The organism is Escherichia sp. MOD1-EC4550 (assembly GCF_963876935.1).
Taxonomy (GTDB): domain Bacteria; phylum Pseudomonadota; class Gammaproteobacteria; order Enterobacterales; family Enterobacteriaceae; genus Escherichia; species Escherichia coli_F.
This window is the reverse complement of the sequence record NZ_CAWNSE010000023.1, coordinates 153,922-177,855: the sequence shown is the minus strand read 5'-3', so window position 1 is coordinate 177,855 and position 23,934 is coordinate 153,922. Positions and strand designations below refer to the sequence as shown.

Genomic DNA, 23,934 nt, shown 5'->3' with positions numbered 1-23,934 from the left:
GCGCTTGCGCCGCATCCGGCATGAAATAAGGCGCACCGGGTCAACACATTTGCCCGATGCGCCAGCTTATCGGGCCTACAGACAGGGAAAGCCGTATGGCATACACCTGCAGGCCCGCATCCGGCAAGTTACAACAAATAACCTTTAACCATGCTTTTTGATGTTTTTCAGCAATACCCTGCGGCGATGCCCATACTGGCAACCGTCGGAGGATTGATCATCGGCAGTTTTTTGAATGTGGTGATTTGGCGTTACCCCATCATGCTTCGCCAACAAATGGCGGAGTTTCACGGTGAAACGCCGAGTGCGCAGTCAAAAATAAGCCTTGCGCTGCCGCGTTCGCACTGCCCACATTGTCAGCAGACCATCCGGATACGTGACAACATACCGCTGCTCTCCTGGCTGATGCTCAAAGGGCGCTGCCGTGATTGTCAGGCGAAAATCAGCAAGCGTTATCCGCTGGTGGAGTTATTGACGGCACTCGCTTTTTTGCTGGCGAGCCTGGTCTGGCCGGAAAGTGGATGGGGGCTGGCGGTGATGATATTATCCGCCTGGCTGATTGCCGCGAGCATCATCGACCTTGATAACCAATGGCTGCCCGATGTTTTTACTCAGGGCGTATTGTGGACAGGACTGATTGCGGCATGGGCGCAACAGAGCCCGTTAACGCTACAAGACGCAGTTACCGGCGTTCTGGTGGGGTTTATTACGTTTAACTCCCTGCGCTGGCTGGCCGGAATAATTCTGCGTAAAGAAGCATTAGGCATGGGCGATGTATTACTCTTCGCCGCGTTAGGTGGCTGGGTGGGCGCGTTGTCGCTGCCCAATGTGGCTTTAATCGCCTCATGCTGCGGCCTGATATATGCCGTTATTACAAAAAGAGGATCAACCACACTGCCTTTTGGACCGTGTTTAAGTCTGGGCGGTATAGCAACACTTTATCTACAGGCATTGTTTTAATGATAATCCCGTCATTATCAAAGTGACATTTTAACTCTTATTAATAACCTTAGAGATTATTTACCATGTCGATAAAACAGATGCCAGGGAGGGTATTAATATCGCTATTATTGAGCGCTACAGGATTATTAAGTGGCTGTGCCAGCCATAATGAAAATGCCAGTTTACTGGCGAAAAAACAGGCGCAAAATATCAGCCAAAACCTGCCGATTAAATCTGCGGGTTATACCTTAGTGCTGGCGCAAAGCAGCGGCACGACGGTAAAAATGACCATCATCAGCGAAGCGGGTGCTCAGACCACGCAGACGCCTGACGCCTTTTTAACCAGCTACCAACGACAAATGTGTGCAGACCCAACGGTGAAATTAATGATCACCGAGGGAATTAATTACAGCATAACGATTAATGATACACGTACAGGTAACCAGTATCAGCGGAAACTGGATCGCACTACTTGTGGAATAGTCAAAGCATAACATCGGGTATATAAATTGGCGCGGGTTGTTTTTCGTGACGCACGAATTTATCTCATTCAATGGCTGACTAAAATTCGTCACACTCTTAACCAGAGACAATCTCTTAATACAAACAAAGAGCATCTTCGCAAAATTGTACGCGCGATGTTCTGGCTGATGCTGCTTATTATTTCTGCAAAAATGGCGTATTCACTCTGGCGCTATTTCTCCTTTTCTGCGGAATATACGGCGGTTTCTCAATCGGTGAATAAACAGCCCCATGCGGATGTAAAAACGTTCGATAAAAAAGATGTGCAATTAATCAGCCAGCAAAACTGGTTTGGTAAATATCAGCGCGTCGCCACACCGGTAAAGCAACCTGAACCTGTAGCAGAAACGCGTCTTAATGTGGTGCTGCGCGGGATCGCCTTTGGTGCCAGACCCGGCGCGGTTATTGAAGAAGGTGGCAAACAGCAGGTCTATTTGCAGGGTGAACGGCTTGGCTCTCACAACGCAGTGATTGAGGAAATCAATCGCGACCATGTGATGCTGCGCTATCAGGGAAAAATGGAGCGGCTCAGTCTGGCTGAAGAGGAACGTTCCACCGTTGCTGCGACCAACAAAAAAGCCGCCAGTGACGAAGCAAAGCAAGCTGTTGCTGAGCCTGCGGCCAGTGCGCCCGTTGAGATCCCGGCTGCCGTGCGTCAGGCACTGGCGAAAGATCCGCAGAAAATTTTTAACTATATCCAGCTTACGCCTGTGCGTAAGGAGGGGATTGTCGGTTATGCAGTGAAACCGGGGGCAGATCGTTCTCTGTTCGATGCCAGCGGTTTCAAGGAAGGCGATATCGCCATTGCACTCAATCAGCAGGATTTCACTGATCCACGAGCAATGATTGCTCTGATGCGGCAGTTACCTTCAATGGATTCCATTCAACTTACGGTTTTACGCAAGGGTGCGCGCTACGACATTTCCATCGCGCTGCGCTAACCGCATTTAATCCAGGAGAATCATTCATCGTGTTTTGGCGTGATATTACGTTGTCGGTCTGGCGTAAGAAGACAACTGGCCTCAAAACAAAAAAGCGTTTACTGCCGCTGGTGCTGGCAGCGGCATTATGCAGTTCACCGGTCTGGGCGGAAGAAGCCACTTTCACCGCTAATTTTAAAGATACCGACCTGAAATCGTTCATCGAAACCGTCGGCGCTAACCTTAATAAAACCATCATTATGGGGCCGGGCGTACAGGGGAAAGTGAGTATTCGCACCATGACGCCGCTCAATGAACGCCAGTATTACCAGCTATTCCTTAACCTGCTGGAAGCACAGGGGTATGCCGTCGTACCGATGGAAAACGACGTGCTGAAGGTGGTGAAATCCAGCGCCGCGAAAGTCGAGCCGCTGCCGCTGGTCGGTGAAGGCAGCGACAACTACGCGGGCGATGAAATGGTCACCAAAGTAGTGCCGGTACGTAATGTGTCGGTCCGCGAACTGGCACCGATTTTGCGCCAGATGATCGACAGCGCAGGCTCAGGCAACGTTGTTAATTACGATCCCTCCAACGTGATTATGCTCACCGGACGCGCCTCCGTCGTAGAGCGCCTGACGGAAGTGATCCAGCGTGTGGATCACGCGGGAAATCGCACTGAAGAGGTGATCCCGCTGGATAACGCCTCGGCTTCGGAAATCGCCCGCGTGCTGGAAAGCCTGACTAAAAACAGCGGCGAGAACCAGCCTGCGACGCTGAAATCTCAAATTGTCGCCGACGAACGCACCAACAGCGTGATTGTCAGTGGTGATCCCGCCACGCGAGACAAAATGCGCCGTCTGATCCGTCGGCTGGACTCAGAAATGGAACGCAGCGGCAACAGCCAGGTGTTCTATCTCAAATACAGCAAAGCCGAAGATCTGGTCGATGTACTGAAGCAGGTCAGCGGCACGCTCACGGCGGCTAAAGAAGAGGCGGAAGGCACGGTCGGTAGCGGGCGTGAGGTTGTCTCCATCGCCGCCAGCAAACACAGTAATGCCCTGATTGTTACCGCGCCGCAGGACATTATGCAGTCGCTGCAAAGCGTGATTGAACAACTGGATATTCGCCGTGCTCAGGTGCATGTCGAGGCGTTGATCGTGGAAGTTGCTGAAGGCAGCAATATCAACTTCGGCGTGCAGTGGGCGTCAAAAGATGCCGGGTTAATGCAGTTTGCCAACGGTACGCAGATCCCTATCGGCACGCTGGGGGCGGCCATTTCTCAGGCGAAGCCACAGAAAGGTTCAACGGTGATCAGCGAAAACGGTGCCACCACCATTAATCCGGATACTAACGGCGATCTCTCCACGCTCGCCCAGCTTCTTTCTGGATTTAGCGGTACGGCGGTTGGCGTGGTGAAAGGCGACTGGATGGCGCTGGTACAGGCGGTTAAAAACGACTCCAGCTCGAACGTTCTCTCCACGCCGAGCATCACTACGCTGGACAACCAGGAAGCCTTCTTCATGGTGGGCCAGGATGTTCCGGTATTAACCGGCTCTACCGTTGGCTCCAATAACAGCAATCCTTTCAATACAGTAGAAAGGAAAAAAGTCGGCATCATGCTGAAAGTCACGCCGCAGATTAACGAAGGAAACGCGGTACAGATGGTGATTGAGCAGGAAGTGTCGAAGGTGGAAGGACAGACCAGCCTCGACGTCGTGTTTGGCGAGCGCAAACTGAAAACCACCGTGCTGGCTAACGATGGTGAGCTGATCGTGCTTGGCGGTCTGATGGACGACCAGGCGGGAGAAAGCGTGGCGAAAGTGCCGCTGCTGGGTGATATCCCGTTGATTGGTAACCTGTTTAAATCGACGGCGGATAAAAAAGAAAAACGTAACCTGATGGTGTTTATCCGCCCGACCATTCTGCGTGACGGTATGGCGGCAGACGGCGTGTCGCAGCGCAAATATAACTATATGCGCGCCGAACAGATCTATCGCGATGAGCAGGGCTTAAGCCTGATGCCGCACACCGCGCAGCCGATATTGCCTGCGCAAAATCAGGCCTTACCGCCAGAAGTTCGCGCGTTCCTTAATGCCGGGAGAACGCGTTAATGGTGCCTGTAGCACAGGAAACCACTGCTAACACCGTGCGTCTGCCCTACAGTTTCAGCCGTCGGTTTAGCCTGGTGGCATGGTGCGAAGCGTCGCTAGAGATCCTCCATGTGCATCCGTTGTCGCTCTCTGTTTTGCAGGAGCTGCAACGGGGGCTGAACGCGCCCTTTACGCTGCGGCAAATCGACGAAGCCGAATTTGAACAGCGGCTGAATGCGGTCTGGCAGCGGGACTCTTCCGAGGCCCGCCAGCTGATGGAAGATCTCGGTTCTGCTGAGGACTTTTTTACTCTCGCAGAAGAACTACCAGAAACGGAAGATCTGCTGGAAAGTGACGATGATGCGCCGATCATCAAACTGATCAACGCCATGCTGGCAGAGGCGATTAAAGAAGGCGCTTCGGATATCCACATCGAGACGTTTGAAAAGAGTCTGGTGATCCGTTTTCGCGTTGACGGCACATTACATGAAATGCTGCGTCCGGGGCGCAAACTGGCCTCGCTGCTGGTATCACGTATTAAGGTGATGGCACGGCTGGATATCGCCGAAAAACGCGTACCGCAGGATGGGCGCATTGCGCTGCTGCTGGGCGGTCGGGCGATTGACGTGCGTGTCTCCACCATGCCTTCCGCCTGGGGCGAGCGCGTGGTGCTGCGACTGCTGGACAAAAACCAGGCCCGCCTGACGCTGGAACGTCTGGGGTTGAGCCATGAACTGACCGCGCAGTTGCGCCAGCTACTGCACAAACCGCACGGCATCTTTCTGGTGACGGGGCCGACAGGTTCCGGCAAAAGCACCACGCTGTACGCCGGATTGCAGGAGCTGAACAACCACTCGCGCAACATTCTCACGGTTGAAGACCCCATCGAATACATGATTGAAGGGATCGGTCAGACACAGGTTAACACCCGCGTCGGCATGACCTTCGCCCGTGGCCTGCGCGCGATTTTGCGTCAGGACCCGGATGTGGTGATGGTCGGTGAAATCCGCGATACCGAAACCGCAGAAATCGCCGTCCAGGCGTCATTGACCGGACACCTGGTACTTTCCACGCTGCATACCAACACGGCGGTGGGGGCGATCACGCGTTTGCAGGATATGGGCGTTGAGCCTTTCCTGCTCTCTTCCAGCCTGACGGGCGTGATGGCGCAGCGACTTGTTCGCACACTGTGCACCGACTGCCGCCAGCCCGCGCCTGCCACTGATGAAGAAAAACGCCTGCTGGGAATTACCGATGTGCGTACCGTCACGCTGTACCATCCGCAGGGCTGCCCCGCCTGTAATCACAAAGGTTTTCGCGGGCGTACTGCCATCCATGAGCTGATCGTGGTAGACGCCACATTGCGTGATTTGATCCACCGTCAGGCCGGGGAACTGGAGCTGGAACGTTATGTCCGGCAACACTCTGCGGGTATCCGCAGCAACGGCATTGAGAAAGTGCTTGCCGGAGAAACCTCTCTCGATGAAGTGCTGCGGGTAACGATGGAGGCGTAATGGCACTGTTTTACTATCAGGCGTTACAGCGTAATGGTCGCAAAACCAAAGGTATGATTGAGGCGGATTCCGCGCGTCATGCCCGCCAGTTGTTGCGCGGTAAAGAGCTTATCCCCGTACACATTGAAGCCCGGATGAATGCTTCGTCAGGGGGAATGTTGCAGCGTCGGCGACACGCACATCGTCGTGTGGCGGCGGCAGATCTGGCGCTGTTCACTCGCCAACTGGCAACGCTGGTGCAGGCAGCAATGCCGCTGGAAACCTGCTTACAGGCGGTCAGTGAGCAAAGTGAAAAACTGCATGTAAAAAGCCTCGGAATGGCGCTACGCAGCCGGATTCAGGAAGGTTACACCCTGTCGGACAGCCTGCGCGAACATCCCCGCGTCTTTGACTCCCTGTTTTGTTCGATGGTGGCTGCCGGAGAAAAATCCGGGCATCTCGACGTGGTGCTCAATCGCCTGGCGGATTACACCGAACAGCGACAGCGCCTGAAATCACGCCTGCTGCAGGCCATGCTCTATCCGCTGGTACTGCTGGTGGTGGCAACGGGCGTGGTCACTATTTTGCTGACGGCGGTGGTGCCGAAAATTATCGAACAGTTTGATCATCTCGGACACGCGCTGCCTGCCTCCACCCGCGCTCTTATCGCTATGAGCGACGCGTTGCAGACCAGCGGCGTTTACTGGCTGGCAGGTCTGCTGGGGCTTCTGGTGCTGGGGCAACGGCTACTCAAAAATCCTGCTATGCGCCTGCGCTGGGATAAAACCTTGCTGCGTCTTCCCGTGACGGGGCGTGTTGCGCGCGGACTGAATACGGCGCGTTTTTCCCGCACGTTAAGCATCCTCACCGCCAGCAGTGTTCCGCTACTGGAAGGCATTCAGACCGCCGCTGCCGTGTCGGCAAATCGCTATGTCGAGCAACAACTGCTGCTGGCGGCAGATCGCGTCCGCGAAGGAAGCAGCTTGCGCGCTGCGCTGGCGGAGTTGCGCCTGTTCCCGCCGATGATGCTGTACATGATCGCCTCCGGCGAACAGAGCGGTGAACTGGAAACCATGCTTGAGCAGGCCGCAGTCAACCAGGAACGGGAATTTGATACCCAGGTGGGGCTGGCGTTGGGGCTGTTTGAGCCTGCTCTGGTGGTGATGATGGCGGGTGTGGTGCTGTTTATCGTCATCGCCATCCTCGAGCCGATGCTGCAACTGAACAATATGGTTGGAATGTAATTTACGGAGTTATCACATGAATTCGTTATCCCGCACACAAAGACCACGGGCAGGTTTTACCCTGCTGGAAGTGATGGTGGTGATTGTTATTCTTGGCGTCCTGGCAAGTCTGGTGGTGCCTAATCTTTTGGGCAACAAAGAGAAAGCCGATCGGCAAAAAGCCATCAGCGATATCGTGGCGCTGGAGAACGCGCTGGATATGTATCGACTGGATAACGGGCGTTATCCGACCACCGAACAGGGGCTTGAGGCGCTGATCCAGCAACCGGCCAATATGGCGGACTCCCGCAACTACCGTCCTGGTGGATACATCAAACGGCTGCCAAAGGATCCGTGGGGCAATGATTATCAGTATCTCAGCCCGGGTGAAAAAGGACTGTTTGATGTTTACACCTTAGGGGCGGATGGTCAGGAAAACGGGGAAGGTGCTGGCGCAGATATCGGTAACTGGAATTTGCAGGAGTTTCAGTAATCAGTGCCCAAACGCGGATTCACTCTTCTGGAAATCATGCTGGTGATTTTCCTTATCGGCCTTGCCAGTGCGGGCGTGGTACAGACTTTTTCGACCGATTCTGAATCGCCCGCGAAAAAAGCGGCGCAGGATTTTCTGACTCGCTTTGCGCAGTTTAAGGACAGGGCAGTGATCGAAGGGCAAACACTCGGTGTACTAATCGATCCTCCTGGCTATCAGTTTATGCAGCGTCGTCACGGGCAGTGGCTGCCCGTTTCTGCGACCCGCTTATCGGCACAGGTTACGGTGCCAAAACAGGTGCAGATGCTGTTACAACCCGGCAGTGATATCTGGCAGAAGGAGTATGCGCTGGAGCTGCAGCGTCGTCGCCTGACGCTGCACGATATTGAACTGGAGCTGCAAAAAGAGGCGAAAAAGAAGACGCCGCAGATCCGTTTTTCGCCTTTTGAACCTGTCACGCCGTTTACACTGCGTTTTTACGCGTCGGCACAAAACGCGTGTTGGGCGGTAAAGCTGGCGCACGATGGCGCGTTATCCCTCAATCAATGTGATGAGAGGATGCCATGAAGCGTGGATTTACCTTGCTGGAAGTAATGCTCGCGCTGGCGATTTTTGCGCTGGCCGCCATGGCGGTGTTACAGATTGCCAGCGGCGCGCTGAGTAATCAGCAGATTCTTGAGGAGAAAACGGTAGCGGGCTGGGTAGCCGAAAACCAGACCGCGATGCTTTACCTGATGACCCGCGAACAACGGGCGCTCAGGCACCAGGGCGAGAGTGATATGGCAGGAAGCCGCTGGTACTGGCGAACCACACCGCTGAATACCGGTAACGCGCTGCTCCAGGCGGTGGATATTGAAGTCAGCCGTCACGAAGACTTTTCGTCAGTGATTCAGTCACGACGCGCCTGGTTTAGCGCCGTGGGAGGCCAACAGTGAAAAGGACTCGCGCTGGTTTCACGTTACTGGAAATGCTGGTGGCGATAGCCATTTTTGCCTCACTGGCACTGATGGCACAGCAGGTGACAAACGGCGTCACACGCGTGAATAGCGCCATCGCCGGACACGATCAAAAACTGAACCTCATGCAGCAAACGATGAGTTTTCTGACCCACGATCTGACCCAAATGATGCCGCGTCCGGTAAGAGGCGATCAGGGTCAGCGAGAACCTGCGTTACTGGCGGGCGCTGGCGTGCTGGCCTCTGAGAGTGAAGGAATACGCTTTGTGCGCGGCGGTGTGGTTAATCCATTGATGCGTCTGCCGCGCAGTAATCTGCTCACCGTCGGTTACCGCATTCATGACGGTTATCTCGAACGGTTAGCCTGGCCGCTGACCGATGCCGCAGGCAGCGTGAAGCCAACAACGCAAAAGTTGATTCCGGCGGATTCACTTCGTTTGCAGTTTTACGACGGCACTCGCTGGCAGGAAACCTGGTCATCAGTGCAGGCGATCCCTGTGGCAGTGCGCATGACTCTGCATTCGCCGCAATGGGGCGAGATTGAACGCATCTGGTGGTTACGCGGGCCGCAATTATCATGATCACCTCACCACCAAAACGCGGAATGGCACTGGTCGTGGTGCTGGTATTGCTGGCGGTCATGATGCTGGTAACCATCACGCTTTCCGGGCGGATGCAGCAACAACTTGGGCGAACGCGCAGCCAGCAGGAGTACCAGCAGGCGCTGTGGTATAGCGCCAGTGCAGAAAGCCTGGCGCTGAGCGCACTCAGTCTGAGCCTGAAAAATGAAAAGCGCGTGCATCTGGCGCAGCCGTGGGCTTCCGGCCCTCGTTTGTTGCCACTGCCGCAGGGGCAAATTGCCGTCACTCTGCGTGACGCTCAGGCCTGCTTTAACCTGAATGCCCTTGCTCAACCAACAACAGCGTCGCGTCCGCTCGCGGTACAACAACTGATTGCCCTGATCTCGCGCCTGGATGTGCCTGCTTATCGGGCCGAACTGATAGCCGAAAGCCTGTGGGAATTTATTGACGAGGACCGCAGCGTGCAGACGCGTCTGGGCCGTGAAGACAGCGAGTATCTCGCCCGTTCGGTACCGTTCTACGCCGCGAATCAACCGCTGACCGATATCAGCGAAATGCGCGTGGTACAGGGAATGGACGCCGGACTTTATCAAAGACTGAAACCGCTGGTCTGTGCGCTGCCGATGACCCACCAGCAAATCAACATCAACACCTTAGACGTCACGCAAAGTGTGATTCTTGAGGCGCTGTTTGACCCGTGGTTAAGCCCTATTCAGGCGCGGGCGTTATTACAACAACGTCCGGCGAAGGGCTGGGAAGATGTCGATCAGTTTCTCGCACAGCCGCTACTCGCTGACGTCGATGAGCGTACTAAAAAACAGCTAAAAACCGTCCTGAGCGTGGACAGCAATTACTTCTGGCTGCGTTCAGATATCACCATGAATGAGATTGAACTGACGATGAATTCGTTAATTGTCCGCATGGGCCCACAACACTTTTCGGTTCTCTGGCATCAGACAGGAGAAAGTGAGTGAGTTCCATGCTTGAGATTTTTTTCCCGCTTTGCGCCGCTGATCCCATCCGTTGGCAGCGCCGTACACCCGACGTGGAGCACGGCATATGGCCTGACGTTGCTGGCGAACATCTCCAGCAATGGCTGCAAACTGATGCGATTCGACTCTACATTCCCGGCGAATGGATCAGCGTCTGGCAGGTTGAACTGCCTGATGTGCCTCGCAAGCAGATACCAACTATTCTGCCTGCCTTACTGGAAGAAGAGCTGAATCAGGATATTGACGAACTGCATTTCGCCGCGTTGAAAATCGACCAGCAACTGGCAACCGTAGCAGTGATTCACCAGCAGCATATGCGCAACATTGCGCAGTGGTTGCAGGAAAACGGCATTACTCGCGCCACCGTTGCACCGGACTGGATGTCCATTCCTTGTGGTTATCTGGCTGGCGATGAACAGCGAATTATTTGCCGCATCGATGAATGTCGTGGATGGAGCGCCGGGCGGGCGCTGGCCCCGGTCATGTTCCGCGCACAGCTCAATGAGCAGGCGTCACCGCTTTCGCTGACCGTAGTCGGAATCGCGCCGGAAGAGCTATCTGCATGGGCTGGCCCAGACGCTGAACGTCTGACAGTGACGGCCCTGCCAGCCGTTACCACTTATGGCGAACCTGAAGGGAACCTGCTAACAGGGCCGTGGCAGCCTCGTGTCAGCTACCGAAAACAGTGGGCGCGCTGGCGGGTGATGATTCTGCCGATATTGCTGATTCTGGTTGCGCTGGCAGTGGAACGGGGCGTGACATTATGGAGCGTCAGCGAGCAGGTGGCGCAAAGCCGTGCCCAGGCGGAGAAACAGTTCTTAACGCTGTTCCCGGAGCAAAAACGGATTGTGAATTTACGCTCTCAGGTGACGATGGCGCTGAAAAAATATCGCCTACAGGCCGACGATACCCGGCTGCTCGCAGAATTGTCAGCGATCGCCAGTACCCTGAAATCAGCGTCACTTACCGACATTGAGATGCGTGGTTTCACCTTTGATCAAAAACGCCAGACGCTTCATCTCCAGTTGCGGGCCGCAAACTTTGCCAGTTTCGACAAACTGCGTAGCGCGCTGGCGGCAGATTATGTTGTGCAACAGGACGCGTTACAGAAAGAGGGTGATGCGGTTTCCGGCGGCGTAACGTTGCGGAGGAAATAACATGTTACGCGATAAATTTATTCACTATTTTCAGCAATGGCGTGAACGCCAGTTAAGCCGTGGCGAACACTGGCTGACACAACACCTGGCGGGGCGTTCTCCGCGTGAAAAAGGCATGTTACTGGCAGCGGTAGTGTTCCTGTTTAGCGCCGGATATTACGTTCTCATCTGGCAGCCGTTGAGCGAACGGATTGAGCAACAGGAGACGATGTTGCAGCAGCTGGTGGCGATGAACGCGCGACTGAAGAGCTCCGCGCCGGATATTATTGCGGCGCGAAAATCCGGCACGACAACGCAAGCACAGGTATCGCGGGTCATCAGCGACAGTGCTTCGGCGCATTCAGTGGTCATTAAGCGGATAGCCGAGCGCGGGGAGAATATCCAGGTCTGGATAGATCCTGTGGTGTTTAATGACCTGCTGAATTGGTTAAACGCGCTGGATGAAAAGTATGCGCTGCGGGTGACACAAATTGATGTCAGCGCAGGTGAGAAGCCTGGGATGGTGAATGTGCAGCGGCTGGAGTTTGGAGGGGGGTAAGTATCAGGAGATTAATATCAATAAAATTACTCTCGTTAACGTGGCGAGAGTAATTCCCCCAGACCTTATAAGCTAAGTTTTTTCGTGAAGGTTATTGCCAGATCCAAAAGCAAAAACCCGCCTTGTGGGCGGGTTCTTAAGAATTAGTGGTGCCCGGACTCGGAATCGAACCAAGGACACGGGGATTTTCAATCCCCTGCTCTACCGACTGAGCTATCCGGGCAACGGGGCGCATTAAACCTGATTCGCCTCGTCTCGTCAATCAAATTTCTTCAATTTACTGCAGACTGCACAATCTATCATCACTTTGTCGCTATTGCACGCACTGTCAGGCAAACCAGGCGGTCCAGGCGGCGGAAAGCGGCATTGCCAGAAGGAGTGCTGGAAGCATGTTGACCACCGGGAACATTTTAATGCCACAGATGCGTAAGCCGGTTGCCAGCAGCAATAAACCGCCTACAGCGCTGAAGTCTGCCATCATCGACGGTGTGGTCAGCGGTAATATCAGCGCGGCAGCCCACGCCAGCGTTAACTGGATGATCAGTAATGGGATACTAATTACCGACACCGCAATACCCAACGAGCAGGCGAAGATCATCGCCGTAAAGAAATCGAGAAATGACTTGGCGATTAAAATACTCGGATCGCCGGTCATCCCTTCGTTCATCGCCCCGAAGATCCCGGTGCCGCTGGCGCAAAACAGGACAATAATCGCGACATAATTCTGAATAAAAGATTCATGCGCTGGCTTCTTACGTGAGTGGCGAAACAGATTTTGCGCTTTGGCGACCACTGTATTGACGCCTTTTTCCAGCAGACAAATTTCGCCAATTAGAGCGCCAAGTAGCGTAGCTAAAACCATCGCTGGAAGGTTGGCGCATTTCACCACCAGTAAAATACCAATCCCCAGCGATGCCAGACCAAAAATAGATGTCATGGAAACGCGGATACGTTCCGGTAAACGTTGGCTGAGCAGAGCGCCGATAACGCCACCCAGTAAGACTGCACTCGCGTTGATAAAAGGGCCGATGACCACAAGAGTTCCTGTTAACTGTATTGTTTGATTTTCTTATTATGAACTTTTTGCCTTGTTGATGGCTTGTTTGGTCGCAAAGTCCTGGCTTGCACGCTTTAGCGAAAGGTGCCATGATTGCGCGAATTTTCTCCTCTCTGTACGGAGTTTGCCCGATGCACGCCACCTCCTTACATTCTCTCGCTTATCGCCGTTTCGCGCGAAACTCCTCCCTTTTTCTGCTCATGCGGTGAAGTTAACGCACGCTCACTGCAGGACAACAGTAAAATCAGAGCGTTTCTGCTTTTACTGATGTCTGGCGGTCGGAGCTGGTGACCAGTTTGACCCATATCTCGTGGGGCAGGGTTTTTCACCTTGTCCGGTATTCTTACTTCCCCGAAACGGGTTTTGCGCTTATGAAATCAATGAATATTGCCGCCAGTAGTGAACTGGTATCCCGACTTTCTACTCATCGCCGCGTGGTGGCGTTGGGAGATACTGATTTTACGGACGTCGCGGCAGTCGTCATTACCGCTGCGGATAGTCGCAGTGGCATTCTTACGTTGCTTAAGCGCACCGGTTTTCATCTACCGGTGTTTTTGTATTCCGAACATGCTGTTGAATTACCTGCGGGCGTTACGGCGGTAATCAACGGCAACGAGCAGCAGTGGCTGGAGCTGGAATCCGCAGCCTGTCAGTATGAAGAGAATTTGCTGCCACCGTTTTATGACACGCTGACGCAGTACGTTGAGATGGGCAATAGCACCTTTGCTTGCCCTGGGCATCAACATGGTGCTTTCTTTAAAAAGCATCCTGCCGGACGCCATTTTTACGATTTCTTTGGCGAGAACATCTTTCGCGCCGATATGTGTAACGCTGACGTAAAATTGGGCGATCTGCTTATTCATGAAGGATCGGCGAAAGATGCGCAGAAATTCGCAGCCAAAGTCTTTCATGCCGATAAAACCTATTTTGTACTGAACGGCACATCGGCAGCGAATAAAGTGGTGACGAATGCGCTATTAACGCGTGGCGATCTGGTGCTCTTCGACCGTAACAACCATAAGTCGAATCATCATGGCGCGTTGATTCAGGCGGGGGCGACGCCGGTCTATCTGGAAGCTTCACGCAACCCGTTTGGTTTCATTGGTGGTATTGATGCGCACTGCTTTAATGAAGAGTATCTGCGCCAGCAAATTCGCGACGTTGCGCCAGAAAAAGCCGACCTGCCGCGTCCGTTTCGTCTGGCGATTATTCAGCTGGGAACCTATGACGGCACTGTCTATAACGCCCGACAGGTGGTCGATACCATTGGGCATCTGTGTGATTACATTCTGTTTGATTCCGCGTGGGTCGGTTACGAACAGTTTATCCCGATGATGGCAGATAGCTCGCCGCTGCTGTTAGAGCTTAACGAAAACGATCCGGGGATCTTTGTGACGCAGTCGGTGCATAAACAGCAGGCGGGCTTCTCGCAGACATCGCAGATCCATAAAAAAGATAACCATATTCGCGGGCAGGCGCGTTTTTGCCCGCATAAGCGGTTAAATAATGCCTTTATGCTCCATGCTTCTACCAGCCCGTTCTATCCGCTGTTTGCCGCGCTGGACGTTAACGCCAAAATTCATGAAGGGGAGAGTGGGCGTCGGCTGTGGGCGGAGTGCGTTGCGTTGGGGATTGAAGCCCGGAAGGCGATTCTTGCGCGCTGTAAGCTGTTCCGCCCGTTTATTCCACCCGTTGTTGATGGCAAATTGTGGCAGGATTATCCGACGTCAGTGTTAGCCAGCGACCGTCGTTTTTTCAGTTTTGAGCCGGGGGCGAAGTGGCACGGCTTTGAAGGATATGCCGCGGAGCAGTATTTTGTCGATCCGTGTAAGCTGTTACTGACCACACCAGGTATTGATGCTGAAACCGGTGAATATAGCGACTTTGGCGTTCCGGCGACGATTCTGGCGCATTATCTGCGTGAGAACGGTATTGTGCCGGAGAAGTGCGATCTCAACTCCATTCTGTTCTTATTAACGCCGGCGGAAAGCCACGAGAAGCTGGCACAACTGGTGGCGATGCTGGCGCAGTTTGAACAGCATATTGAGGATGACTCACCGCTGGCTGAGGTGTTGCCGAGCGTTTATAACAAATATCCGGTGCGCTATCGCGACTACACTTTGCGCCAGTTGTGTCAGGAGATGCACGATCTGTATGTCAGTTTCGACGTTAAAGATCTCCAAAAAGCGATGTTCCGCCAGCAGAGTTTCCCGTCAGTGGTGATGAACCCCCAGGACGCGCATAGCGCTTATATTCGCGGTGAAGTGGAGTTGGTGCGGATTCGTGATGCCGAAGGGCGAATTGCGGCAGAAGGGGCGTTGCCTTATCCACCAGGCGTGCTTTGCGTGGTGCCCGGGGAGGTCTGGGGCGGGGCGGTCCAACGTTATTTCCTTGCGCTGGAAGAAGGGGTGAATTTGCTGCCAGGTTTTTCACCGGAGCTGCAAGGTGTCTATAGCGAAACCGATGCGGATGGTATGAAACGGTTGTACGGGTATGTGTTGAAGTAAGAATAAAAAAACGGGTCACCTTCTGGCGACCCGTTTTTCTTTGCGTAATTAGTGGCTAACCGTCTGTGTGCCTGTCGGGACACGAACGTGTTTATATTTGAACATCGCCATGAACGCGAAGGCCAGAACCACGGAGTAACCTGCGAAAATCAGCCATACGGTCTGCCAGTCGGTAATGCCGTTTTGGGTGTACATCTCAACCACTTTACCGCTCACGATGCCGCCGAGGATACAGCCGAAGCCGTTAGTCATCATCAGGAACATCCCCTGCGCACTGGCGCGAATTGCCGGGCTAACTTCTTTTTCGACAAACACCGAACCAGAGATGTTGAAGAAGTCGAATGCGCAACCGTAAACGATCATCGACAGTACCAGCAGCACGGTACCGAACGGAGTCGGGTCGCCGTAAGCAAACAGAGCAAAACGCAGGATCCACGCCACGATACTGATCATCATTACGTTCTTAATACCGTAGCGGCTTAAGAAGAACGGGATGGTCAGAATGAACAGGGTTTCAGAGATCTGCGAAATCGACATGATGATTGACGCATGCTGCACGATGAAGCTGCTGGCAAACATCGGATCTTTGTCGAAGCTGTGCAGGAAGGTGTTACCGAACATGTTGGTAATCTGCAGTTCCGCGCCCAGCAGCATTGAGAAGATGAAGAAGATTGCCATACGCTTGTTTTTAAACAGCGCGAATGCATCGAGGCCCAGCAGGGTTGTCCAGCTCTGATTCGCTTGCTGTTTAGCAACCGGAATATGCGGCAGAGTCAGGGTAAATAGAACCAGAACGGCGGAAAGAGCTGCGCCAATATACAGCTGCATGTGGCTTAATTCGAAGCCAGACAGGCTCACCACCCACATTGCCATGATAAAGCCGATGGTGCCCCAGATACGGATTGGCGGGAAGTCAGTAACGATATCCATCCCGGCATTTTGCAGGCGATAGTATGAGATGGTGTTGATTAACCCAAGCGTTGGCATATAAGCAAACGAGTTAATCAATATCACAAGGAACATCGCCTCCGGCGTCGTGACCTGTGCTGCCATGAACAGCGTGATAGCGCCAATGGTGTGGCAAATGGCATATACCCATTTCGCACTTAACCATTTGTCGGCCACAATCCCCAGCAGCGCAGGCATAAAGACCGCGGCGATACCCAGTGAGCTATAAACTGCGCCAATAGAAGCACCGTCAAACTTCAGGGTAACAAACATATAGGAACCGAGGGTCGTCAGCCAACTTCCCCACAGACAGAACTGCAGAAAAGAGAGGATTTTCAGCTGCAGCTTAAGATTCATGTTAATTTCCTCACATCGTGATGCGGATGAGTGTTTGAAAAAGCACATTTGACCGTGCAAGATGATGCGATTCTATCAACTTCGCAGACTGGTTTTTTGTTACCTGTGGCAAATAATTGCAAACATTCCCAATTTGCAAAACGAAATTGTGATGTGGATAACATTTTTACCCCTGAGCATCGTCAGGGGCGGTTAGTGGAATTATCGGCGGCGGTAGGATTTTTGCGCGGTATTCACTTTATAAAGATAACGGCGAGATTCCGCAGAGGGATGGCGGGTCGTCAGCGTCTGATAAACATCGCCCGGCGTCATGGTGTTAATAATATTAGCCGCCTGAATCTTATCATTCGAAAAGACTCGCAGCACGCTGCCTGCGCCGCCGTTATAGGCGGTGATGACGGCATAACGCCGCGACGTTGGGTTATCAATTCCGCCAAGATAAACATTATTCAGCATCGCCAGATACGCGGTGCCGGTATCAATATTGCTGGCAGGATCAAACAAGAAACTGCGGCTCGGCGTGCCGGATTTCCCCTGCGAGCGGAACACATCTTTCCCGGCAGTATGTTGTACCACCTGCATTAATCCCAGCGCATCGGAACGGCTGACCGCATACGGGTTAAAGGAAGATTCAGTCTGCATAATTGCCAGAATCAGCGACTCATCAACGCCATATTTCCGTGATGCCTGGCGGACCATACCGAGATATTTGTGCGCACGTTTATCAAGGTGGTTCGGCACCATGTTAATGGTGACGCTGTAGATGATACGCAGCCCGTTGCTGCGGCTCTTCAGACGGTTTTTCAGCAGATAATCCGCGAAGTTGCTCGCGCGACCTTCCCAGCGAATCGGCTGCCCGGTGTTGTCCACCACCTGACCGTAAAGGAAAGGTTCTTTCGAAATCGTAATATCATCAACGTCGGAATAGAGATCGACCGAACTCGGATCGTCACCCATCAGCAACGTTTTGATTATTGCCCGGCGCAAATGCGCGGCAGGTTCTGTCCCGGCGATGGTTTCGATAGTAATCGTACCGTCATCGAAGTTGATGTGGCTGCGGGTCTGATATTGATCGGTGTATTTCACGTAGTCCTTAGGACCGGCGATCACCACCTCTTTGAAGCCCCAGATGTTCTCAATATTGTGGGCAAATTGCCCCATCAGAATATCAAAACCGTTGGTATCTTTGACCCAGGCTTCGTTATAGGTATCGCCTTTTTTGGTCGTCGAACAGGAGATGAGCAACGGCGCAATCAAAGCCAGCGCGAGATATTTTTTCATCATTCCGGGTGCGTGTTGTGTTTGTTTTTATGCAAGTTGCCGGAGACGTGCTCCGGCACTGTTTTTATTTTTTATCTTCCGGCGTATAGCCCTCGATATGCACCTCTTTACCCTCGAACAGGAAGTTGACCATCTCCTGCTCCAGCAGCTTGCGGTGCTCAGCATTCATCATGTTGAGTTTCTTTTCATTAATCAGCATGGTTTGTTTGTGCTGCCACTGCGCCCAGGCTTCTTTGGAGATCTCGTTATAGATGCGTTTTCCTAGCTCGCCGGGGTACAGCTGAAAATCCTGACCTTCTGCTTCACGTTGCAGGAAAGTACAAAAAATCGTTCTACTCATAAATCATCCTCTTTATCGACTCACGCGCTAAACCGGCGCGCCAGTGCGTAACTGCTGTAACAAACGCTCCACGGGAGCCGCCAGGCCAACTGACGGCGGTTGCGCTAAGTTATACCAGAGCGCATTGCCTTCATCCATGCAGCCGGTGAATGACGACACGGGAAGCCACATAGGCACAATATCTAAGTGGAAATGGCTGAAGGTATGCCGAAACGCGGTCAGTTGCGTCAGGTTATCGGCAGCAATCTGCCGTTGCGCCAGCCACTGCCGCAAACTTTCTTCGTCGGCAAACTGCGGGAAACAGTATAAACCGCCCCACAATCCGCTTGGCGGACGCTGCGCCAGAAATACTTCATCTTTGTGCTGTAACAGCAGAAAGTAGCCAGTACGCTCCGGCAGCGTCTGTTTCGGTTTTTTGCCCGGATAAAGCGACCAGCTATTGTTGGCGGCGGCAATACACCCGTTTTGTAGCGGGCAGAGCGAACATTTCGGCTTCGAGCGCGTACAAATCATCGCGCCCAAATCCATCATCGCCTGGTTAAACCGTTCCACGCCAACCGCGGGCGTCACCTGCTCGCTTAAACTCCATAGTTTGTTCTCGACCTCTTTTTTCCCAGGCCAGCCGCTTACAGCATAGCAGCGCGCCAGCACCCGTTTGACGTTACCGTCGAGAATCGGAAAGTGCTTACCCAGAGAAAGCGAGAGAATCGCGCCTGCGGTGGAACGCCCGACGCCCGGTAACGCGGCAACCTCATCAAAGGTTTCCGGGAATTTACCGCCGTGTAAGGTGGCAACTTGCTGTGCCGCTTTATGTAGATTGCGCGCGCGGGCGTAATAGCCCAGTCCGGTCCACAAGTGGAGAACTTCGTCCAGCGGCGCATTGGCGAGATCGGTCACCGTCGGGAAGCGCGCCATAAAGCGTTCAAAATAGGGGATAACGGTCGCAACCTGAGTTTGTTGCAACATCACTTCTGAGAGCCATACTTTGTAGGGCGTCTTGTCAATTTGCCAGGGCAGAGTTTTTCGCCCGTATTTATCGTACCAGTCCAGAACCTGGGCTGAAAATTGCGACGCTTGCATGGTCACCGAATTCACTGTTGTTGGGGGCAAGATTGCAGCACAGCGACGGCAGGGTGTAAACCGGAACTTTCCGCAGCCACGGCCTTATCATGCTTGCATCCGGCAACTAACTTTGGATAATGCCCGTTTTCAGAACACTTTCACAAGCGACTAAATCTTTATGAAAAACGACGTCATCTCACCGGAATTTGATGAAAACGGCCGCCCACTGCGCCGTATCCGTAGTTTTGTGCGCCGCCAGGGGCGACTGACCAAAGGCCAGGAACATGCGCTGGAAAACTACTGGCCGGTGATGGGCGTTGAGTTCAGCGAAGATATGCTGGATTTCCCTGCGCTTTTTGGCCGTGAAGCGCCAGTGACGCTTGAGATTGGTTTCGGCATGGGGGCGTCGCTGGTGGCAATGGCTAAAGATCGCCCTGAGCAGGACTTCCTCGGCATTGAAGTGCATTCACCAGGCGTTGGTGCGTGCCTGTCTTCTGCGCATGAAGAGGGCTTAAGCAACCTGCGCGTGATGTGTCACGATGCGGTTGAAGTGCTGCATAAAATGATTCCTGACAATTCATTGCGCATGGTACAGCTCTTTTTCCCTGACCCGTGGCACAAAGCGCGCCATAATAAACGCCGTATCGTTCAGGTGCCGTTTGCCGAACTGGTAAAAAGCAAACTGCAGCTGGGGGGCGTATTCCATATGGCGACCGACTGGGAACCTTATGCGGAACATATGCTTGAAGTGATGTCTTCGATTGACGGTTATAAAAACCTGTCAGAGAGCAATGATTACGTACCGCGTCCGGCATCACGTCCGGTGACGAAATTTGAACAACGTGGTCATCGTCTTGGTCACGGAGTATGGGACTTAATGTTCGAGAGGGTGAAATAATGGCAAAGAACCGTAGCCGTCGTCTGCGTAAAAAAATGCACATCGACGAATTCCAGGAATTAGGATTTTCGGTGGCATGGCGATTCCCGGAAGGTACATCGGAAGAACAGATTGATAAAACCGTTGATGACTTTATTAACGAGGTTATCGAACCGAACAAACTGGCCTTTGACGGCAGCGGATATCTGGCCTGGGAAGGTCTGATCTGCATGCAGGAAATCGGCAAATGCACCGAAGAACATCAGGCGGTTGTGCGTAAGTGGCTGGAAGAGCGCAAACTGGATGAGGTACGCACCAGCGAACTTTTCGACGTTTGGTGGGACTAAGAAAGCATACGGGCGATGACAAATGCAAAACTGTCTGATGCGCTACGCTTATCAGGCCTGAAAGATGCACAATCGAGTAGGCCGGATAAGGCGTTTACGCCGCATCCGGCATGGATGACATGTACTTTGTTATCAATCTGGGGCCAGCAAATGCTGGCCTGATTTGTTCTTGAGGGAAGACTATGATGCGCAAAATGCTGCTGGCGGCAGCACTTTCAGTGACGGCAATGACCGCTCACGCCGACTACCAGTGCAGCGTCACGCCGCGTGATGATGTGATTGTCAGCCCGCAAACCGTGCAGGTGAAGGGCGAAAACGGCAATCTGGTGATCACGCCAGACGGCAACGTGATGTATAACGGTAAGCAATATTCCCTGAACGCCGCCCAGCGCGAGCAGGCGAAGGATTATCAGGCTGAACTGCGTAGCACGCTGCCGTGGATTGATGAAGGCGCGAAAAGCCGCGTCGAGAAAGCCCGTATCGCGCTGGATAAAATCATCGTTCAGGAGATGGGCGAAAACAGCAAAATGCGCAGCCGTCTGACCAAACTTGATGCGCAGCTGAAAGAGCAGATGAACCGCATTATCGAAACGCGCAGCGACGGCCTGACGTTTCACTATAAAGCCATTGATCAGGTTCGCGCCGAAGGCCAGCAATTAGTGAATCAGGCAATGGGCGGAATTTTACAGGACAGCATTAATGAAATGGGCGCGAAAGCGGTGCTGAAAAGCGGTGGTAACCCATTACAGAATGTGCTGGGAAGCCTGGGCGGTCTGCAATCCTCAATCCAAACCGAATGGAAAAAGCAGGAAAAAGATTTCCAACAGTTTGGCAAAGATGTTTGTAGCCGCGTTGTGACTCTGGAAGATAGTCGCAAAGCCCTGGTCGGGAATTTAAAATAATCCTCTATTTTAAGACGGCATAATACTTTTTTATGCCGTTTAATTCTTCGTTTTGTTACCTGCCTCTAACTTTGTAGATCTCCAAAATATATTCACGTTGTAAATTGTTTAACGTCAAATTTCCCATACAAAGCTAAGGGATAATGCGTAGCGTTCACGTAACTGGAGGAATGAAATGGAGTTTTTCAAAAAGACGGCACTTGCCGCACTGGTTATGGGTTTTAGTGGTGCAGCATTGGCATTACCCAATATCACCATTTTAGCAACCGGCGGGACCATTGCCGGTGGTGGTGACTCCGCAACCAAATCTAACTACACAGCGGGTAAAGTTGGCGTAGAAAATCTGGTTAATGCGGTGCCGCAACTGAAGGACATTGCGAACGTTAAAGGCGAGCAGGTAGTGAATATCGGCTCCCAGGACATGAACGATAATGTCTGGCTGACACTGGCGAAAAAAATTAACACCGACTGCGATAAAACCGACGGCTTCGTCATTACTCACGGTACCGACACGATGGAAGAAACCGCTTACTTCCTCGACCTGACGGTGAAATGCGACAAACCGGTGGTGATGGTCGGCGCAATGCGCCCGTCCACGTCCATGAGCGCAGACGGTCCATTCAACCTGTATAACGCGGTAGTGACCGCAGCTGATAAAGCCTCCGCTAATCGTGGCGTGCTGGTGGTGATGAACGACACCGTACTGGACGGTCGCGATGTCACCAAAACCAACACCACCGACGTAGCGACTTTCAAGTCTGTTAACTACGGTCCTCTGGGTTACATTCACAACGGTAAGATTGACTACCAACGTACCCCGGCACGTAAGCATACCAGCGACACGCCGTTCGATGTCTCTAAGCTGAATGAACTGCCGAAAGTCGGCATCGTTTATAACTACGCTAACGCATCCGATCTTCCGGCTAAAGCACTGGTAGATGCGGGCTATGATGGCATCGTCAGCGCTGGTGTGGGTAACGGTAACCTGTATAAATCCGTGTTCGACACTCTGGCGACCGCCGCGAAAAACGGCACTGCAGTAGTGCGTTCTTCCCGCGTACCGACGGGCGCTACCACTCAGGATGCCGAAGTGGATGATGCGAAATATGGCTTCGTGGCCTCTGGCACGCTGAACCCGCAAAAAGCGCGCGTTCTGCTGCAACTGGCTCTGACGCAAACCAAAGATCCGCAGCAGATCCAGCAGCTCTTCAATCAGTACTAATCACCTCGCCCCGGTATCGTGCCGGGGCTTTTCACTTCAGACTCACGTCCATTGCCAATTTTTATCACCCTAATGATAATCACCGGAATAAATTATTCCGCGCGAGGGTTTTCGGGTGAAAAAGCAATGGATTGTAGGCACGGCGCTGCTTATGTTGATGACTGGTAATGCCTGGGCAGATGGCGAACCGCCAACTGAAAATATCTTAAAAGATCAATTCAAAAAGCAGTATCACGGCATTCTCAAGCTTGATGCCATCAGCTTAAAAAATCTTGATGCTAAGGGTAATCAGGCCACCTGGTCAGCGGAAGGCGATGTCTCTTCCAGTGACGATCTCTATACCTGGGTCGGTCAGTTGGCAGATTACGAACTGCTCGAACAGACCTGGACGAAAGATAAACCGGTAAAATTCTCGGCGATGTTAACCAGTAAAGGAACGCCCGCGTCTGGCTGGTCGGTGAACTTTTACTCTTTTCAGGCGGCAGCCAGCGATCGTGGGCGGGTGGTCGACGATATCAAAACGAATAATAAATATCTGATCGTGAATAGCGAAGATTTCAATTATCGCTTTAGTCAGCTTGAATCAGCGTTGAATACCCAGAAGAACTCGATTCCTGCGCTGGAAAAGGAAGTGAAAGCGCTTGATAAGCAAATGGTGGCGGCGCAGAAAGCAGCGGATGCATATTGGGGAAAAGATGCAAACGGTAAGCAAATGACCCGCGAAGACGCATTTAAAAAAATTCACCAACAGCGTGATGAGTTTAATAAACAGAACGATAGCGAGGCGTTCGCGGTTAAATATGACAAAGAGGTTTATCAACCGGCGATTGCGGCATGTCATAAACAGAGTGCAGAGTGTTATGAAGTGCCGATTCAGCAGAAGCGAGATTTCGATATCAACGAACAACGGCGACAGACTTTTCTGCAATCACAAAAACTTAGCCGTAAATTGCAGGATGACTGGATAACGCTCGAAAAAGGGCAATATCCGTTAACGATGAAAGTTTCAGAAATAAACAGTAAAAAAGTCGCGATTTTGATGAAAATTGACGATATCAACCAGGCTAATGAACGCTGGAAAAAAGATACCGAACAATTGCGGCGCAATGGGGTGATTAAGTAATTTT

At 52.7% G+C, this 23,934-nt stretch carries 25 protein-coding genes and 1 tRNA gene; 20 read left to right on the top strand and 6 right to left on the bottom strand.

Translation table 11 applies throughout. The annotated features are described in order from the left end of the window. The first annotated feature begins 150 nt into the window (after positions 1 to 150). The 13 genes from pppA to yghD all read left to right on the top strand — a co-directional run bounded on the left by pppA (position 151) and on the right by yghD (position 11,907). Positions 151 to 960, top strand: a complete 810-nt coding sequence (gene pppA, locus AACU19_RS17000) for a prepilin peptidase PppA (RefSeq protein ID WP_105278321.1) — start codon at positions 151 to 153, stop codon at positions 958 to 960. A gap of 65 nt (positions 961 to 1,025) precedes the next feature. Next, entirely contained in the window at positions 1,026 to 1,436 is a 411-nt protein-coding gene (gspS2, locus tag AACU19_RS16995) for a type II secretion system pilot lipoprotein GspS-beta (protein WP_001332998.1), read from the top strand. 15 nt (positions 1,437 to 1,451) lie between these two features. After that, entirely contained in the window at positions 1,452 to 2,405 is a 954-nt protein-coding gene (gene gspC / locus AACU19_RS16990) for a type II secretion system protein GspC (RefSeq protein ID WP_105278320.1), read from the top strand. A 29-nt stretch (positions 2,406 to 2,434) separates the two neighbouring features. Then, on the top strand, positions 2,435 to 4,495 hold the full coding sequence (gspD, locus tag AACU19_RS16985) for a type II secretion system secretin GspD (RefSeq protein ID WP_000498828.1): 2,061 nt from the start codon (positions 2,435 to 2,437) through the stop codon (positions 4,493 to 4,495). Then, complete coding sequence (gspE, locus tag AACU19_RS16980; RefSeq protein WP_000249336.1) at positions 4,495 to 5,988, top strand: type II secretion system ATPase GspE; 1,494 nt, start codon at positions 4,495 to 4,497, stop codon at positions 5,986 to 5,988. The genes gspD and gspE overlap by 1 nt, the downstream gene beginning before the upstream one ends. Further along, a complete protein-coding gene (gspF, locus tag AACU19_RS16975; protein ID WP_001173476.1) occupies positions 5,988 to 7,211 on the top strand; it encodes a type II secretion system inner membrane protein GspF in 1,224 nt (407 codons plus the stop codon). The genes gspE and gspF overlap by 1 nt, the downstream gene beginning before the upstream one ends. A gap of 16 nt (positions 7,212 to 7,227) precedes the next feature. Beyond that, a complete protein-coding gene (gspG, locus tag AACU19_RS16970) occupies positions 7,228 to 7,683 on the top strand; it encodes a type II secretion system major pseudopilin GspG (RefSeq protein ID WP_001087303.1) in 456 nt (151 codons plus the stop codon). Between the two features lie 3 nt (positions 7,684 to 7,686). Continuing rightward, positions 7,687 to 8,250: a type II secretion system minor pseudopilin GspH gene (gene gspH, locus AACU19_RS16965; protein ID WP_039021405.1), complete on the top strand. Its 564-nt coding sequence runs from the start codon at positions 7,687 to 7,689 to the stop codon at positions 8,248 to 8,250. After that, positions 8,247 to 8,618: a type II secretion system minor pseudopilin GspI gene (gene gspI / locus AACU19_RS16960; RefSeq protein WP_105278319.1), complete on the top strand. Its 372-nt coding sequence runs from the start codon at positions 8,247 to 8,249 to the stop codon at positions 8,616 to 8,618. The genes gspH and gspI overlap by 4 nt, the downstream gene beginning before the upstream one ends. Beyond that, positions 8,615 to 9,220 (top strand): type II secretion system minor pseudopilin GspJ, encoded by a 606-nt coding sequence (gene gspJ, locus AACU19_RS16955; RefSeq protein ID WP_105278318.1) that lies wholly within the window; start codon positions 8,615 to 8,617, stop codon positions 9,218 to 9,220. Before gspI ends, gspJ begins: the two co-directional genes overlap by 4 nt. Beyond that, a complete protein-coding gene (gene gspK, locus AACU19_RS16950; RefSeq protein ID WP_105278317.1) occupies positions 9,217 to 10,194 on the top strand; it encodes a type II secretion system minor pseudopilin GspK in 978 nt (325 codons plus the stop codon). The genes gspJ and gspK overlap by 4 nt, the downstream gene beginning before the upstream one ends. Next, positions 10,191 to 11,369 carry a type II secretion system protein GspL gene (gene gspL / locus AACU19_RS16945; protein WP_105278316.1) on the top strand — a complete coding sequence of 393 codons (1,179 nt, stop codon included), beginning with the start codon at positions 10,191 to 10,193 and terminating at the stop codon, positions 11,367 to 11,369. Before gspK ends, gspL begins: the two co-directional genes overlap by 4 nt. Position 11,370: 1 nt before the next feature. Further along, on the top strand, positions 11,371 to 11,907 hold the full coding sequence (gene yghD / locus AACU19_RS16940; protein ID WP_105271341.1) for a GspM family type II secretion system protein YghD: 537 nt from the start codon (positions 11,371 to 11,373) through the stop codon (positions 11,905 to 11,907). A gap of 147 nt (positions 11,908 to 12,054) precedes the next feature. Here the strand turns inward: yghD and AACU19_RS16935 are convergent. Continuing rightward, positions 12,055 to 12,130: transfer RNA gene (locus AACU19_RS16935), tRNA-Phe, on the bottom strand. A 105-nt stretch (positions 12,131 to 12,235) separates the two neighbouring features. Next, on the bottom strand, positions 12,236 to 12,943 hold the full coding sequence (locus tag AACU19_RS16930; RefSeq protein ID WP_105276729.1) for a DUF554 domain-containing protein: 708 nt from the start codon (positions 12,941 to 12,943) through the stop codon (positions 12,236 to 12,238). Positions 12,944 to 13,095: 152 nt separating this feature from the next. Between AACU19_RS16930 and AACU19_RS16925 the strand changes: the two genes are divergently transcribed. Beyond that, entirely contained in the window at positions 13,096 to 13,173 is a 78-nt protein-coding gene (locus AACU19_RS16925; RefSeq protein WP_212734103.1) for a hypothetical protein, read from the top strand. A 162-nt stretch (positions 13,174 to 13,335) separates the two neighbouring features. Beyond that, on the top strand, positions 13,336 to 15,471 hold the full coding sequence (gene speC, locus AACU19_RS16920) for an ornithine decarboxylase (protein ID WP_105278315.1): 2,136 nt from the start codon (positions 13,336 to 13,338) through the stop codon (positions 15,469 to 15,471). A gap of 48 nt (positions 15,472 to 15,519) precedes the next feature. Here speC and nupG read toward each other — a convergent pair whose 3' ends face one another. From nupG to mutY, 4 genes are all read right to left on the bottom strand, one after another. Further along, positions 15,520 to 16,776, bottom strand: a complete 1,257-nt coding sequence (gene nupG, locus AACU19_RS16915; protein WP_001360964.1) for a nucleoside permease NupG — start codon at positions 16,774 to 16,776, stop codon at positions 15,520 to 15,522. A 201-nt stretch (positions 16,777 to 16,977) separates the two neighbouring features. Next, complete coding sequence (gene mltC, locus AACU19_RS16910; protein WP_000760323.1) at positions 16,978 to 18,057, bottom strand: membrane-bound lytic murein transglycosylase MltC; 1,080 nt, start codon at positions 18,055 to 18,057, stop codon at positions 16,978 to 16,980. A gap of 64 nt (positions 18,058 to 18,121) precedes the next feature. Then, positions 18,122 to 18,397 (bottom strand): oxidative damage protection protein, encoded by a 276-nt coding sequence (locus tag AACU19_RS16905; RefSeq protein WP_000091700.1) that lies wholly within the window; start codon positions 18,395 to 18,397, stop codon positions 18,122 to 18,124. Positions 18,398 to 18,424: 27 nt separating this feature from the next. After that, entirely contained in the window at positions 18,425 to 19,477 is a 1,053-nt protein-coding gene (gene mutY / locus AACU19_RS16900) for an A/G-specific adenine glycosylase (protein WP_105276727.1), read from the bottom strand. Between the two features lie 160 nt (positions 19,478 to 19,637). Here mutY and trmB point away from each other — a divergent pair, with 160 nt between their 5' ends. From trmB to AACU19_RS16875, 5 genes are all read left to right on the top strand, one after another. After that, positions 19,638 to 20,357: a tRNA (guanosine(46)-N7)-methyltransferase TrmB gene (trmB, locus tag AACU19_RS16895; protein ID WP_000786916.1), complete on the top strand. Its 720-nt coding sequence runs from the start codon at positions 19,638 to 19,640 to the stop codon at positions 20,355 to 20,357. Then, positions 20,357 to 20,683: a YggL family protein gene (locus tag AACU19_RS16890; RefSeq protein WP_104920308.1), complete on the top strand. Its 327-nt coding sequence runs from the start codon at positions 20,357 to 20,359 to the stop codon at positions 20,681 to 20,683. Before trmB ends, AACU19_RS16890 begins: the two co-directional genes overlap by 1 nt. 182 nt (positions 20,684 to 20,865) lie before the next feature. Next, a complete protein-coding gene (locus tag AACU19_RS16885; RefSeq protein ID WP_000984793.1) occupies positions 20,866 to 21,585 on the top strand; it encodes a YggN family protein in 720 nt (239 codons plus the stop codon). Between the two features lie 175 nt (positions 21,586 to 21,760). Continuing rightward, a complete protein-coding gene (gene ansB, locus AACU19_RS16880; RefSeq protein ID WP_000394126.1) occupies positions 21,761 to 22,807 on the top strand; it encodes an L-asparaginase 2 in 1,047 nt (348 codons plus the stop codon). Positions 22,808 to 22,922: 115 nt separating this feature from the next. Then, positions 22,923 to 23,930, top strand: coding sequence for a DUF1202 family protein (locus AACU19_RS16875; RefSeq protein ID WP_000745202.1), 1,008 nt, complete (start codon positions 22,923 to 22,925; stop codon positions 23,928 to 23,930). The last annotated feature ends 4 nt before the right edge of the window (positions 23,931 to 23,934 follow it).

Coding starts and splice junctions, on each gene's coding strand:
- nupG (WP_001360964.1), bottom strand. CDS start 16,776: ATGAATCTTAAGCTGCAGCTGAAAATCCTCTCTTTTCTGCAGTTCTGT.
- AACU19_RS16905 (WP_000091700.1), bottom strand. CDS start 18,397: ATGAGTAGAACGATTTTTTGTACTTTCCTGCAACGTGAAGCAGAAGGT.
- ansB (WP_000394126.1), top strand. CDS start 21,761: ATGGAGTTTTTCAAAAAGACGGCACTTGCCGCACTGGTTATGGGTTTT.
- speC (WP_105278315.1), top strand. CDS start 13,336: ATGAAATCAATGAATATTGCCGCCAGTAGTGAACTGGTATCCCGACTT.
- gspE (WP_000249336.1), top strand. CDS start 4,495: ATGGTGCCTGTAGCACAGGAAACCACTGCTAACACCGTGCGTCTGCCC.
- gspG (WP_001087303.1), top strand. CDS start 7,228: ATGAATTCGTTATCCCGCACACAAAGACCACGGGCAGGTTTTACCCTG.
- mutY (WP_105276727.1), bottom strand. CDS start 19,477: ATGCAAGCGTCGCAATTTTCAGCCCAGGTTCTGGACTGGTACGATAAA.
- gspF (WP_001173476.1), top strand. CDS start 5,988: ATGGCACTGTTTTACTATCAGGCGTTACAGCGTAATGGTCGCAAAACC.
- gspI (WP_105278319.1), top strand. CDS start 8,247: ATGAAGCGTGGATTTACCTTGCTGGAAGTAATGCTCGCGCTGGCGATT.
- pppA (WP_105278321.1), top strand. CDS start 151: ATGCTTTTTGATGTTTTTCAGCAATACCCTGCGGCGATGCCCATACTG.
- mltC (WP_000760323.1), bottom strand. CDS start 18,057: ATGAAAAAATATCTCGCGCTGGCTTTGATTGCGCCGTTGCTCATCTCC.
- yghD (WP_105271341.1), top strand. CDS start 11,371: ATGTTACGCGATAAATTTATTCACTATTTTCAGCAATGGCGTGAACGC.
- gspK (WP_105278317.1), top strand. CDS start 9,217: ATGATCACCTCACCACCAAAACGCGGAATGGCACTGGTCGTGGTGCTG.
- AACU19_RS16890 (WP_104920308.1), top strand. CDS start 20,357: ATGGCAAAGAACCGTAGCCGTCGTCTGCGTAAAAAAATGCACATCGAC.
- AACU19_RS16925 (WP_212734103.1), top strand. CDS start 13,096: ATGCACGCCACCTCCTTACATTCTCTCGCTTATCGCCGTTTCGCGCGA.
- gspS2 (WP_001332998.1), top strand. CDS start 1,026: ATGTCGATAAAACAGATGCCAGGGAGGGTATTAATATCGCTATTATTG.
- AACU19_RS16885 (WP_000984793.1), top strand. CDS start 20,866: ATGATGCGCAAAATGCTGCTGGCGGCAGCACTTTCAGTGACGGCAATG.
- trmB (WP_000786916.1), top strand. CDS start 19,638: ATGAAAAACGACGTCATCTCACCGGAATTTGATGAAAACGGCCGCCCA.